Below are 12,257 nucleotides of genomic sequence, written 5' to 3'. Positions count from 1 at the left end.
TGTGGAGAAGGCCCTGACCGGTCAGGCCGGATCGACCGGGGCCGGTCTGTCGCTGCGCCCTACGGGCGCGTGACGAAGGAAACGAGCTTCGGCACGCGCACGATCACCTTGATGATCTCGCGATCACCGATCGAGCGGATGACCGCGGCCGCGTCCCGCGCCATTTTCTCGAGGTCTTCGCTGGAGATTTTCGGCGAGACTTCGAGAAGGGTGCGCATCTTGCCGTCCACCTGAACGACCGCCGTCACCGATTCCTGCACGAGCAGGGTCTGTTCGGCCTTGCGCCACGGCACGAGGGCGATGCACGGCTCGTAGCCGAGGTGAGCCCACATGTCCTCAGCTGTGTAGGGGGCGAACAGGTTCAGCGCCATGGCGGTGGCCTCGGCGGCTTCGCGCACGGCGGCATCCGCCGGCCCGGCGCCGGTGTCGATGACCTTGCGGGTGGCGTTGACCAGTTCCATCAGTCGAGCGACGACCACGTTGAACTTGAACGATTCGACCAGGCCAGGCGCATCGGAGAGGAAGCGGTGGGTGACGCGGCGCAGGGTGAGGTCGCCCGTCTTCCATTCCGCGTCGGGGGCACTGGTGACGTCGCGGGCGACGCGCCAGGCGCGGGCCAGAAACTTGGCCGAGCCGACCGGGGACACGTCGGACCAGTCGATATCGTCTTCCGGCGGGCCGGCGAAGGCCATCGTCAGGCGAACGGCGTCGACGCCGTGGCGTTCGATTTCCTCGGTGAAGTAGACCAGGTTGCCCTTGCTCTTGCTCATCTTGGCGCCGTCGAGAATGACCATGCCCTGGTTGAGCAGCGCGGTAAACGGCTCGGTGAAGCTCACATAGCCCTCATCAAACAGAAACTTTGTGATGAAGCGCGCGTACAGCAGATGCAAAATGGCGTGCTCGACACCGCCGACATACTGGTCGACCGGCGCCCACTTCTCGGCCTCCTTCGGGTCGAAGGCCTTGGTGTCGTCCTGCGGGTTCAGGAACCGGAGGAAGTACCAGGAGCTGTCGACGAAGGTGTCCAGGGTGTCGGCATCGCGGCGGGCTGGCGTGCCGTCGATCGGGTTGGGCACATTGACCCAGTCGGTCGCTCCGCCGAGCGGTGAGGTGCCCCGCGGCTTCAGGTCGAGGCCCTCAGCGGGCGGCAGCAGCACCGGCAGCTGGTCTTCGGGCACCGGGATCTCGGTGCCGTCGGCGCCATGGATGATCGGGATCGGAGCGCCCCAGTAGCGCTGGCGGGAGACCAGCCAGTCGCGCAGACGATAGTTTTTGGCCGCGCGGCCCAAGCCGTCGGCGGCGAGCTGCTCGACGATGCGCTTGATCGCGGTGATCTTGCTCAGGCCGTTGAGCGGGCCCGAGTTGATCAGCCGGCCTTCACCGGCCAAGGCGATGCCGGTGCTGAGCGGGTCGAGCGAGGGCAGCTCCTCGGTGCCGTCGATCATGCCCTGGGTGATCACCGGGATCATGCCGGTGGCCGGAGAATTGGTGTCGACGACGACCCGCACGGGCAGGTCGAACGCGCGGGCGAAGTCGAGGTCGCGCTGGTCGTGCGCCGGCACGGCCATGATCGCCCCGGTGCCGTAATCGGCCAGCACGTAGTCGGCCGCCCAGATGGGCAGGCGTTCGCCGTTGACCGGGTTGGTCGCGTAGCGGCCGAGGAACACGCCGGTCTTGGGCCGGTCGGTGGCCTGACGTTCGATCTCGGTACTGCGCTGCACCTGCACGAGGTACTCCTGGAAGCCTTCCTGCACCTCGGGTGAGGAGTCGGCCACCAGTTCGGCGGCGAGATCCGAATCGGGGGCGACGACCATGAAGGTCGCGCCGAACAGCGTATCGGGCCTGGTCGTGAACACGGTGACGCGCTCGGTGCGGCCCTCGATCGCAAAGTCGACATCCGCTCCGATGGAGCGGCCGATCCAGTTGCGCTGCATGTTGAGCACCTTGGCCGGCCAGGTGCCCTCGAGCTGGTTGAGGTCATCCAACAGGCGGTCGGCGTAGTCGGTGATCTTGAAGTACCACTGGGTGAGCTTCTTCTTGACCACGACGGCGCCACTGCGGTCGCTCGTGCCGTCGGCCAGCACCTGCTCGTTGGCGAGCACGGTCTGGTCGATCGGGTCCCAGTTGACCCAGCTGTCCTTGCGGTAGGCCAAGCCCTTCTTGTAGAGCTGCAGGAACAGCCACTGGGTCCACTTGTAGTACTCGGGGTCGCTCGTGTGCAGTTCGCGATCCCAGTCGAAGCTGGTCGCGTAGAGCTTCATGCTCTTCTTCTGCTGCGCGATGTTGTCGTAGGTCCAGCCGCGCGGGTCGATGCCGCGCTTGATGGCGGCATTCTCGGCGGGTAGCCCGAAGGAGTCCCAGCCGATCGGGTGCAGCACGTTGAAGCCCTGGTGGCGCCAGTAGCGGGCGACGACGTCTCCGAGCGCGTAGACCTCGGCGTGGCCCATGTGCAGGTCGCCCGAGGGGTACGGGAACATGTCGAGCACGAATTTGCGCGGACGGGTGTCACCCTCGCCGCTCGTCTTGAACGGGGCCAGCTCTTCCCAGATGGGTTGCCACTTCGCCTGGATCGCCGCGAAGTCGTACACTTCTTCGCCGCTCTCATCGCGCGCGTCAATGCGTACGCTTTCGTGCTCGTGTGCCACGTGACTCTCATTCATTGCAGGGGTTGAACATGATCGATGCGGGAGCATTCGCTCGGGCGCACGCGCGACGAAGCGCACGTGTACAAGGTCTAGATTACTAGGGCCAGGCGACACCGAGGCTCGCAAGCAGGGCGGCCGCCTTGATTCGGGTCTCCTCGATCTCGTCGGCGGCGTTGGAGAGGGCCGTGATTCCGCCGCCCGTGCCGATGCTGGCCCAGCATGAATCGAGCACGATACTGCGGATGACGATGGCCAGGTCGGCGACGCCGCCGTGCCCGATATAGCCGAACGCCCCGGAGTAGACGCCCCGCGGCCCGGTCTCCAGCGCGTCCAGAATGGTCATCGCGCTCCGCTTCGGTGCGCCCGTCATGGACCCGGCCGGAAAGCACGCTTGGATGGCGTCGACCACCGTGACGCCCGGTGACAGAAGCGCTTCGATGGTGCTGACCAGCTGGTGCACGTGTGGGTAGCTCTCCACCGCGAGCAGGCTGGATACCGCCACGGTACCGAGCTCGGCGATGCGTCCGAGGTCGTTGCGCATGAGATCGACGATCATCAGGTTTTCGGCACGTTCCTTGTCGCTCTGGGCAAGTTCGACTTTCAGCCGCTCGTCCTCGCCGGGCTCCTTCGAGCGCGGCCTCGTGCCCTTGATCGGCTTGGTACGCACGCGTCGATCCCGGCCCACGTGCAAAAACTGCTCCGGACTCGCGCTGAGCAGCGCCAGGTCACCGAAGCGCAGCACGCCGCCGTGGTGGCTGGGGCTGCCGGCCCGCAGCACGCCGTAGGTCTCGATCGGGTGCCACTGGCCCGGCACCCGAATCTCATTGGTCAGGCACAACTGGTATGCGTCGCCATCGTGGATGGCCGCCAAACAGGTCTCGATCAGCGCGGCATACTCGGTTTCGTCGTGCCTCCAGTGCGCTGAAGCGGCGGATGCCCGGGGCACGGCCGCGCGGGCCGCCGCCGGCCCGCGCGGGCTCGCCGCCAGTGCTGCGGCGGTCTGGTCGAACCACTCGGTCACGACCGAGCTGGGATCGGCCGAGCTCGAATCATCCGCGCCCCGGCTCGCCACAAGCGTCACGGTGCGGGAGTCGTGGTCGAACCGGATCATCCGGTCGACCTCCAGCAGGGCAGCATCCGGGTAGCGCGATTCGTGCACGGGCGTGCCGACGGTGTGCGCGCCGAGTTCGTAGCCGAGCCAGCCGACCCAGCCGAGGTCGAACCCCTCGATCCCAGAGAGGCTCGACGTTTCATCATCGGCCAGGTCGCGGCGGAGGAACTCGAAAACGGTCTCCTGCGTGACGACCGGCGGCGCAGCATCCGTCGGAAAGACGGACGTGACCGTTCCCTCGATCACCGACGCGGTCACGAACCGGGAGCGGGGCGAGGCTGCGCCGAGGTAGCTGACACCGGTGCGAGCGCCCGGGCCGGCATCGAGCCAGAACGCGTAGGGAGCGTCGGAATAGAGGGCCGCAAAAGCCGTGGCGGGGTCCGTCCAGCTACTTAGGAGTCTGCTCTGCACGGGGCCGGTCACCAGAACAGCCTAGCTTTGCGCGGTGCCCGTACCCGAAGGCGGCCAGCGCGACTTGTTGAATCGCGCCGAGCACGTAGGCTGGGCGAAATGAATGACATCCTCACGTGGATCCTCGACACCGTCTCCGGCGTCGACCCGGTCATTCGAACGCTTCTGGCCTTTTTGGGCATGCTCCTGGAGACCTCGGTGCTGGTGGGACTTGTCGTTCCCGGCGACACGATCGTCATTGTGGCCAGCACGGCGGTCGACGGCCCGGTCGAGTTCATCACGCTTGTGGCGGCCGTGATCGTCGGCGCCCTGGCCGGGGAAAGCATCGGCTTTGCCCTCGGACATCACTTCGGACCGTTCATTCGCGGCAGCAGACTCGGCCGACGTATCGGCGAACCTAACTGGATTCGCGCCGAGAATTACCTCGACCGGCGCGGCGGTGTCGCCGTGTTCATCTCCCGATTTCTTCCGGTGCTGCACTCACTGATTCCGGTCACCGTCGGCGCGAGCCACATGCGCTACCGAACCTTCATGGCCTGGACCGTGCCGGCCTGCGTCATCTGGTCCCTCGCCTATGTCAGCGTGGGGTCGGCGGCGGCTGGCGGTTACCGCGAGCTAAGCGGCCGGCTGCACTTCGCCGGCTACCTGTTTGTCGGCGTGATCGCGCTGTTCGTCCTCGCGGTGTTCCTGATCAAGAAGTGGCTACACCGACGCGAACAGCGCCACATGGACTGACGTCTTATCGGCCCGGCAGGGTCACCCGCGCTGTTACGAGCTCGTCCGGTACGGGGGTGTGCGAAATGAGCAGCACGGCACGGTGCGCGTCGGCGGCGGCCGTCAGAATGTCGCGCACGAGGGCATCCGCCCCCGCACTGTCGACGTTGGCCGTGGGCTCGTCGACGATGAGCACCGGAAAATCGGCCAGCAGGGCCCGGGCGAGGGCGATGCGCTGGGCCTGTCCACCGGAGACGAGCACGCCGCGCTCGCCCACCCGGGCCTCGAGTCCGCCGCGCTGGGCAGCCCACGCGGCCAGGCCGACGCGGGCGAGCACAGCCTCGAGTTCGGCGTCAGTGGCCGTGTCGCGGGCGAACAGCAAATTCTGACGGATGCTGTCGTCAAACAACCAGGGTCGCTGCTCGCACAGTCCGACCACGCGTCGCACCTCATCCTGGGCCAGCAGGCGCGCCTCGACCCCGTTCAGCCGGTAGGAACCGGTGTAATCCAGAAAGCGCACGAGCGTCTGGGCGAGAGTCGTCTTGCCAGCGCCGCTTGGGCCGGCAAGGTGCACGCGGTCCCCCGGCGCGAGTCGCAGGGTCACGCCGGTTACAGCAGCGTCGACCTGGCCGGGCCAGCGCGCGCCAAGATCGGTCAGTTCCAGTACGACCGGGCCGAGGGCCTGGTCGGGAGAAAAAAGCTCCTGCGGGTTCACCACGTCGACGGGAATTTCGGCGGGCACAGCCTGCGGAACGACGTCGGCGACGCGACGCGCGCTGACCCGCACCTGACGCCAGGCCCCGGCCGCGAGGGGAATCATGCCGAACACCTCGAACACGGCCATCGGCACGAGCACGGCGACGACGAGGGTCGGCACGAGCAGGTCCGGGCTGAGCAGCCCACCCCCGCTCTCGAGCGCTGGGATCCCGAAGTAGAGCGCGCCGAGCGTTGCTGCTCCGGCGAACAGGGCCACGACGGCGGACTGCACGCCCACCCCGGCCGACCGGCGCAGCGTGGCGCGCCGCAGGCGCTCATCGGTGCGTGCGAGCTGCGCCAGGCGCGGGCTGAGGGCGTCGAAGGCGGTGAGCACATCGAGGTTCAGGGCGATTTCGAGCACTTCGTCGGCGAGGGCACCGCGGAGCGGGGCGAGCTCGCGGTCGGCCCGAGCGGCCAGGCTGCGAGGCAGCACGGTTCCGAGCACCCCGGCCAGGAGCAGGCAGACGAGCAGGGTGAGGCCGGCCAGCGGAAGGATCAGCCAGATGCCGATCACGCTGAGCCCCGCGGTGACGCCGGCCACCAGCAGGGGCTGTACGACGCGCAGTGGGAGGTCCTGCAGGTCGTCGACGTCACGCACCAGACGGGTCAGCAGGTCGCCGCGACCGGTGCTCGCCAAGCCCGCCGGTGCTACCGGAACGATGCGGCGAAAGATGCCCAACCGCAGTTCGGCCAGCTGCCGGAAGGCAGCATCGTGGCTGGTCAGGCGTTCCAGGTAGCGCAGCACGGAGCGAAAGATGGCGAAGGCACGCACGCCCACGACGGCCAGGCCGAGAAACGCCAGCGAGGGCATCTCGGCCGCGCGGGTGATCAGCCAGGCTGAGCAGGCGAGCAGCGCCACGGCCATGACGGCGCTCCCGATGCCGGCCAGCAGCCCGGGGGCAAACCAGCGCGGGCGCGGCTGGGCGAGGCGCAGCACGTCGCGGGAAGCCGTGGTGACGTCAGACATGGATGAGCTCCTGCAATTCGATCACGTGGTCTGCGGCAGCGACGACGGCCGGCCGGTGACTGACGACGATCACGACGCGTCCCTGGTCGGCGAGGTGGCGGAGGCCGGCCAGCAGACCGGCTTCGGCGTCGGAGTCGAGCGCTGAGCTCGGTTCGTCGAGAATCAGCACGTGGCACTCGGTCGCCAGCGCACGGTAGATGGCGCGGGCCGCGCCGACGCGTTGCGCCTGGCCGCCGGAGAGCCCGTCGCCGTTCACCCCGAGAACGTTGCTGGGCAACACCTCGGCGGCTCCCGCCCAGTCGAGGGCCTGCACGATCAGGCCGGGTTCAGCGGATGCCGCCCCCAGCGCCACATTCTCGGCCACCGTTCCGCGGAACAGGCCCGGCCGCTGGCCGGACCAGGCCAGCCAGGGGCGCGGCGCGCCGGCCGTGACGGCCTCGCCGCCGAGCGTGAGGGTACCGGTATACGGCACGAAGCCGAGCAGGGCGGCTACGAGGGTCGACTTGCCGACCCCGCTGACTCCGCGCAGCACGCTCAGCTGGCCGGGGGCAAATTCCGCGTGCAACTGGTGGATCACCACGGAGTCGCCCCGCCGAACGGTGACACCCGCCAGACGAAGGGCGCCGGCTGCCTGCCCGAGTTGACCCGCGTGGGGTGCTACGAGACCGGCGCCGGCCGCGGCATCCGCTGTCGAGACAGCCGAGACCGTCGCGACGGAGTCATCGTCGAGAATGGTGAACAGCTCTTCGGCGGCCGCGAGCCCGTCGGCGGCAGCGTGAAACTGTGCGCCCACCTGGCGCAGCGGCAGAAACGCCTCCGGGGCGAGGAGCAGAACGAACAGACCGACTCCGAGCAGCAGGGCACCGTCGATGAGCCGCAGGCCGATCGACACGGCGAGGAGGGCGACCGAGAGGCTCGCGGCGAGTTCGAGCACGAAGCCACTGAGGAACGAGACGCGCAGCACCTTCATGGTGCGGGTGCGATATTCCTCGGTAATGGAACGGATCCGGTCGAACTGGCGTCGTTCCCGACCGTAGATCTTGAGGGTGCCGAGGCCCCCGACCACGTCCAGAAATCCGGTGGAGAGGCGCTGCAGCGCCTGCCATTGTTCCTGCTGCACCGACTGGGTGACCTTGCCGATGAGAATCATGAAGACGGGAATCAGCGGAATCACGATGATGACCGTGAGGCCGCTCGCGAGGTCTTGCCAGAGGATGACCGCGATCAGGATCGGTGTGGCGATCATGGTCAGCAACAGTTGCGGCAGGTAGCGGGCGAAGTAGTTGTCGAGGGCGTCGAGACCGGTCGTGACGACGGTCGACAGGCGAGCGCTCTGCTGGGAGGCGACCCAGTCGGGGCCGCGTTCGGCGAGCTTGGCCATGACGCGGGCCCGCAGTTGGCTCTTGACCTGGGCGGCACCGCGGTTGGCCGCCACTTCGAGCAGCCAGATGAGCACCGAGCGCAGCACAACGACCCCGGCGAGGGCGGCCAGGGTCGGCATGATCGTGCTCAGGGGCTCCCCCGCGACCGTGAGCGTGATCGCCCGGGTCAGCAGCCAGGCGAACGCGATGACGACGAGGGTTTGCGCGAAGCCCAGCAGCGCGCCGATCAGAAGAAATCGGCGCGCTGCGTGGGCGTAACGAAGAAGGCGAGGATCGAGGGGGCGCACTGGCTCAGTCTGCCACAGCGCTAGTGTACGGCGACCTCAATCTGCGCCCGGCCGATGCGCTTGCGGAACACCCAGTAGGTCCAGCCCTGGTAGAGCAGGATGACGGGCATGCCGATCAGTGCGGTCCAGCTCATCACACCGAGCGTGTAGGTCGACGAGGAGGCGTTCGTGATGGTCAGGCTGTTCGCCGCGTCGTTGCTGGCCGGCATGACGTCGGGAAACAGCGAGGCGAACAGGGTGAGCACGGCGAGACCGATCGTGGCGGCCATCAGGCCGAACGCGAGCCGTTCGGCACCGCGCAGGTTGGCCAGGAAGGAGGCGATCAGCGCCACAGCGGCCAGAGCGGCGAAGATAGCGGATGCCACGGTGCCATATGCGAAGGTTGTCCACACCAGGAAGCTGGCCGCGACCACTATCGTCACGATTCCGGCCTTGGTGGCGAGCTTTCGCGCCCGAACCCGAATGTCGCCCTCGGTCTTGAGCGAGACGAAGACGACCCCGTGCACGAAGAACAGCAGCAGCGTGGTGACGCCGCCGAGCAGGGCGTACGGGTTCAGCAGGTCGAAGAAGGTGCCGATGTAGTCGTGGTTGACGTCGAGTTTGACGCCCCGCACGACGTTGGCGAAGGCGACACCCCAGAGCAGCGCCGGAACGGCCGAACCGACGATGATCATGCCGTCGAACCATTTCTTCCAGGTGGATTCGGGGCGCTGGTGGCGGTATTCAAAGGACACACCGCGCAGAATCAGTGCAACGAGAATGAGCAGCAGAGCCAAGTAGAAGCCGCTGAACATGGTCGCGTACCACTCGGGGAACGCTGCGAAGAGTGAGGCGCCGGCGACGATGACCCAGGTTTCGTTGAGGTCCCAGACCGGGCCGATGGTGTTGATGAGAACGCGGCGATCGGTGTCGTCCTTGCCGAGAAATGGCAGGGACATTCCGACCCCGAAGTCGAAGCCATCGAGCACGAAGTACCCGATGAACAACGCAGCGATGATCCAGAACCAGAGAATTGTGAGATCCATTGTGTATTCCTGTTAGTAGACCGTGGCAGCGTGCGTGACTTCGCCGGATTCGGCGTCGGGTACCGGTGCATCGTCCGGGCCTTTCTGAACGGCCTTGAGGATGAGTCGGAACTCGACTACCGCGAGAATTCCGTAGAGCAGGGTGAAGGCGATCAGCGAGATCAGAATCTCCACGCCGCTGACGCCGGGCGAGACGCCGTCTTCGGTTTTGAGCATTCCGAACACGAGCCAGGGTTGGCGACCCATTTCGGTGAACACCCAGCCGACGCTCATCGCGAGCAGGGAGAAAGGGAAGCTCCAGATCGCGACCTTCCATACCCAGGTGCGCTTCGGGCTGCGCCCCTTGCGGGTCAGCCACAGGCCGACGACGGCAACGAGCATGTGCGCGAGACCGAGGCCGATCATCCAGCGGAACGCCCAGTAGGTTATCCAGATGGTCGGGGTGTAGTCGCCGGGGCCGTACAGGGTGACGTACTGCGACTGCAGGTTGTTGATGCCCTCGACCGTGCCGTCAAAGGTGTGGGTCGATAGAAAGGAGAGCAGGTAGGGAACGCGCACGGAGAACAACTCGTGCACGCCGTCCGGCGTACCAAGGGTGAAGATGGAGAAGCTCGCGTTGGCACCGGTCGCCGTGTGGTACAGCGCTTCGGCAGCGGCCATCTTCATCGGCTGGGCCTCAACCATGGCCAGGCCCAGCTGGTCTCCGGCGAGTGTCGTGAGCACGCCGGCGATGACCATCATCCAGAGGCCGAACTTGAGCGCCGGACGCATGGTGTCGAGGTGTTGGTTGCGGTACAGGTGCCAGGCAGCTACCGAGATGATGAGTCCGGCCGAGACCATGAAGCAGGCGAAAATCGTGTGCGGGAAGGCGGCGAGGGCAATGGGGTTGGTGAGCAGTTCCCAGATGCTGGTGAGTTCGGCACGCCCCTTTTCCTCGTTGATCGTGTAGGCGATCGGGTTCTGCATGAAGGCATTCGCGGCGAGGATGAAGTAGGCCGACGCGATCGAACCGATCGCGGTGAGCCAGATCGTGGCGAGGTGAATCTTCTTGGGTAGTTTGTCCCAGCCGAAGATCCAGAGGCCAACGAACGTAGCTTCGAGGAAGAAGGCGACAATCCCCTCGAAGGCGAGCGGAGCGCCAAAAACGTCACCGACGAAACGCGAGTAGTCCGACCAGTTCATGCCGAACTGAAATTCCTGCACGATGCCAGTCACGACGCCCATGGCGAAGTTGATCAGAAAGATCTTGCCGAAGAAATGCGTCAGCTGCAGATATTTAGCCTTGTCGGTACGTACCCAGGCCGTTTGAAAGATCGCGACCGTGAGGGCCAGACCGATCGTGAGCGGGACGAAAAGAAAGTGGTACACGGTCGTGAGACCGAATTGCCACCGTGACAGGAGTAAAGGATCCAACCACTCGTTCATATGCCCTCCAGCATTATTGTGCAGCGCCCATTTTCTACGCTACGTAGAAGATTACTCTTCTACACTGTGTAGAAAACACAGTTTCGCGACGTAATATTAACAACATGGGAAATTTGGGTGTGCTCGAACGGTTAATGATGGATATCCTGTGGGACTCCACGGCACCGTTGACAGCGAACGAACTCAAGGATGCTCTGCTGCGGCCCGCAGCTTCAGCCACGCCGGGCAAGCCGCTGGCGACGACGACCGTTTTGACGGTGTTGTCCCGGCTGGAAACGAAGGCATTCGTCACGCGCGATCGCAGCGTGCGTCCGCACGCCTATTCCGCCGTAATGACCCGCGCCGAACACACCGCTGGCCTCATGCACGAGGTGCTCGGGCAGGTGCCCGATCGCCAGGCAGCCCTGGCCCGGTTCATCGGTTCCGTTTCGCCGCAGGAAGCTGAGACCCTGCGGCACCTCCTCGGCGTTGCGCCGTCCGACAATGCCTGACACTGCGTGCCTGACGCTGCGTCCCTGACCACCCGACCACGCGCGTGACCATCGCCGCCCTGCTCCTGGGTACCATCGCCGTGCTGCTGGCCTGGCCCGTTCCGCTCCTGCTGGGGCGGTCGCGCTGGCCCGCGCGCTCCCCCGGTGTGGCACTGGTGCTCTGGCAGGCCATCGCGTTGTCCGGCGGCATGTCCATGATCGGGTCACTGCTGCTCTACGGCCTGACCCCATTCGGCACCACCCTTGCCCAGAGTCTGGTCGCACTCGGCGGCAACCTCACGGCCGGCACGCTTCCCGATGGAACGAGCTTCACCCACATGCTCGCCATCGGCGCGGCCATTCTGCTCGGTGGTCACCTCCTGCTCAACCTGCTCGCGACGTTCGTCCGCGCCGAGCGGCAGCGCCGACATCACCACACCCTCATTGCCCTGCTCAGCGATCCCCTGCACGGTCAGCCTGGCATGCGGGTCATCGACCATCCGGCGCCAGTCGCCTACTGCCTGCCCGGGGCCGGACAGTCGGCGACGGTACTCTCCAATGGCCTGCTCCGGCTGCTCGACGCCGACCAGGTGCGTGCCGTGATCGCGCACGAGCAGGCGCACCTCGTACAGCAGCACCACCTGGTCTTGCTCGCTTTCAAAAGCTGGCACAGCGCGCTACCGTGGTTCCCCATCGCCAACCGCGCCGAAAATGCCGTCGCCCTGCTGGTCGAGATGCTCGCCGACGATCATGCCCGCCGCATCGTTGACGACCAGACCCTGGCCCGCGCGATCGCTCTCGTCGGTTTCACCCTGGCCGGCGCTACTCCCCCACCAGACAAAGAAGCGGATGCTGCGGCGCAAGCCACCGCATCCGCTTCAGACCGTAACCGGGAACTCGCGGTCGAACCCGAGCACCCGGCGCACCAGATCCTGCCGCGAGTGGCGCGGCTGGTTAATCCAACCGTGCCGCTGCACTACACGGCCACGGCCGGAGCACTCACCGTGTCGGCGGTGCTCCTGGTCGGGCCGGCCCTCATCCTGTTCGGTGCCTAGAACTGCCGC

At 66.3% G+C, this 12,257-nt stretch carries 9 protein-coding genes; 3 read left to right on the top strand and 6 right to left on the bottom strand.

Annotated features, from left to right (window positions below; genetic code table 11):
- Window positions 1-59 precede the first annotated feature (59 nt).
- Entirely contained in the window at window positions 60-2,645 is a 2,586-nt protein-coding gene (gene leuS, locus E3T29_RS17350; RefSeq protein WP_370449194.1) for a leucine--tRNA ligase, read from the bottom strand.
- Window positions 2,646-2,742: 97 nt separating this feature from the next.
- Window positions 2,743-4,179 (bottom strand): anthranilate synthase component I family protein, encoded by a 1,437-nt coding sequence (locus E3T29_RS17345; RefSeq protein WP_134346757.1) that lies wholly within the window; start codon window positions 4,177-4,179, stop codon window positions 2,743-2,745.
- 87 nt (window positions 4,180-4,266) lie between these two features.
- On the opposite strand from E3T29_RS17345, the gene E3T29_RS17340 reads away from it, so the two are divergent.
- A complete protein-coding gene (locus tag E3T29_RS17340) occupies window positions 4,267-4,902 on the top strand; it encodes a DedA family protein (RefSeq protein ID WP_134346756.1) in 636 nt (211 codons plus the stop codon).
- Between the two features lie 4 nt (window positions 4,903-4,906).
- Here the strand turns inward: E3T29_RS17340 and cydC are convergent, their stop codons facing one another.
- From cydC to E3T29_RS17320, 4 genes are read right to left on the bottom strand one after another with little or no spacing between them, the layout of a single operon-like run.
- A complete protein-coding gene (cydC, locus tag E3T29_RS17335; RefSeq protein ID WP_134346755.1) occupies window positions 4,907-6,604 on the bottom strand; it encodes a thiol reductant ABC exporter subunit CydC in 1,698 nt (565 codons plus the stop codon).
- Window positions 6,597-8,273, bottom strand: a complete 1,677-nt coding sequence (gene cydD / locus E3T29_RS17330; protein WP_134346754.1) for a thiol reductant ABC exporter subunit CydD — start codon at window positions 8,271-8,273, stop codon at window positions 6,597-6,599. The genes cydC and cydD overlap by 8 nt, the downstream gene beginning before the upstream one ends.
- Before the next feature lie 20 nt (window positions 8,274-8,293).
- On the bottom strand, window positions 8,294-9,298 hold the full coding sequence (gene cydB / locus E3T29_RS17325; protein WP_134346753.1) for a cytochrome d ubiquinol oxidase subunit II: 1,005 nt from the start codon (window positions 9,296-9,298) through the stop codon (window positions 8,294-8,296).
- Between the two features lie 12 nt (window positions 9,299-9,310).
- Complete coding sequence (locus E3T29_RS17320) at window positions 9,311-10,723, bottom strand: cytochrome ubiquinol oxidase subunit I (RefSeq protein ID WP_134346752.1); 1,413 nt, start codon at window positions 10,721-10,723, stop codon at window positions 9,311-9,313.
- 104 nt (window positions 10,724-10,827) lie between these two features.
- Here E3T29_RS17320 and E3T29_RS17315 point away from each other — a divergent pair, with 104 nt between their 5' ends.
- A complete protein-coding gene (locus E3T29_RS17315; protein WP_134346751.1) occupies window positions 10,828-11,214 on the top strand; it encodes a BlaI/MecI/CopY family transcriptional regulator in 387 nt (128 codons plus the stop codon).
- Between the two features lie 44 nt (window positions 11,215-11,258).
- Complete coding sequence (locus E3T29_RS17310) at window positions 11,259-12,248, top strand: M56 family metallopeptidase (RefSeq protein ID WP_134346750.1); 990 nt, start codon at window positions 11,259-11,261, stop codon at window positions 12,246-12,248.
- The last annotated feature ends 9 nt before the right edge of the window (window positions 12,249-12,257 follow it).

The sequence above is a fragment of the Cryobacterium sp. TMT1-66-1 genome (assembly GCF_004403435.1).
Taxonomy (GTDB): Bacteria; Actinomycetota; Actinomycetes; order Actinomycetales; family Microbacteriaceae; genus Cryobacterium; species Cryobacterium flavum.
Note: the sequence above shows the minus strand (reverse complement) of the source record. Positions and strands in the feature narration are given on the sequence as shown.

Excerpts from the sequence above, each read along its gene's own strand:
- E3T29_RS17340 (WP_134346756.1), top strand. The coding sequence starts at position 4,267 with ATGAATGACATCCTCACGTGGATCCTCGACACCGTCTCCGGCGTCGAC.
- cydB (WP_134346753.1), bottom strand. The coding sequence starts at position 9,298 with ATGGATCTCACAATTCTCTGGTTCTGGATCATCGCTGCGTTGTTCATC.
- E3T29_RS17320 (WP_134346752.1), bottom strand. The coding sequence starts at position 10,723 with ATGAACGAGTGGTTGGATCCTTTACTCCTGTCACGGTGGCAATTCGGT.
- E3T29_RS17315 (WP_134346751.1), top strand. The coding sequence starts at position 10,828 with ATGGGAAATTTGGGTGTGCTCGAACGGTTAATGATGGATATCCTGTGG.
- cydC (WP_134346755.1), bottom strand. The coding sequence starts at position 6,604 with ATGTCTGACGTCACCACGGCTTCCCGCGACGTGCTGCGCCTCGCCCAG.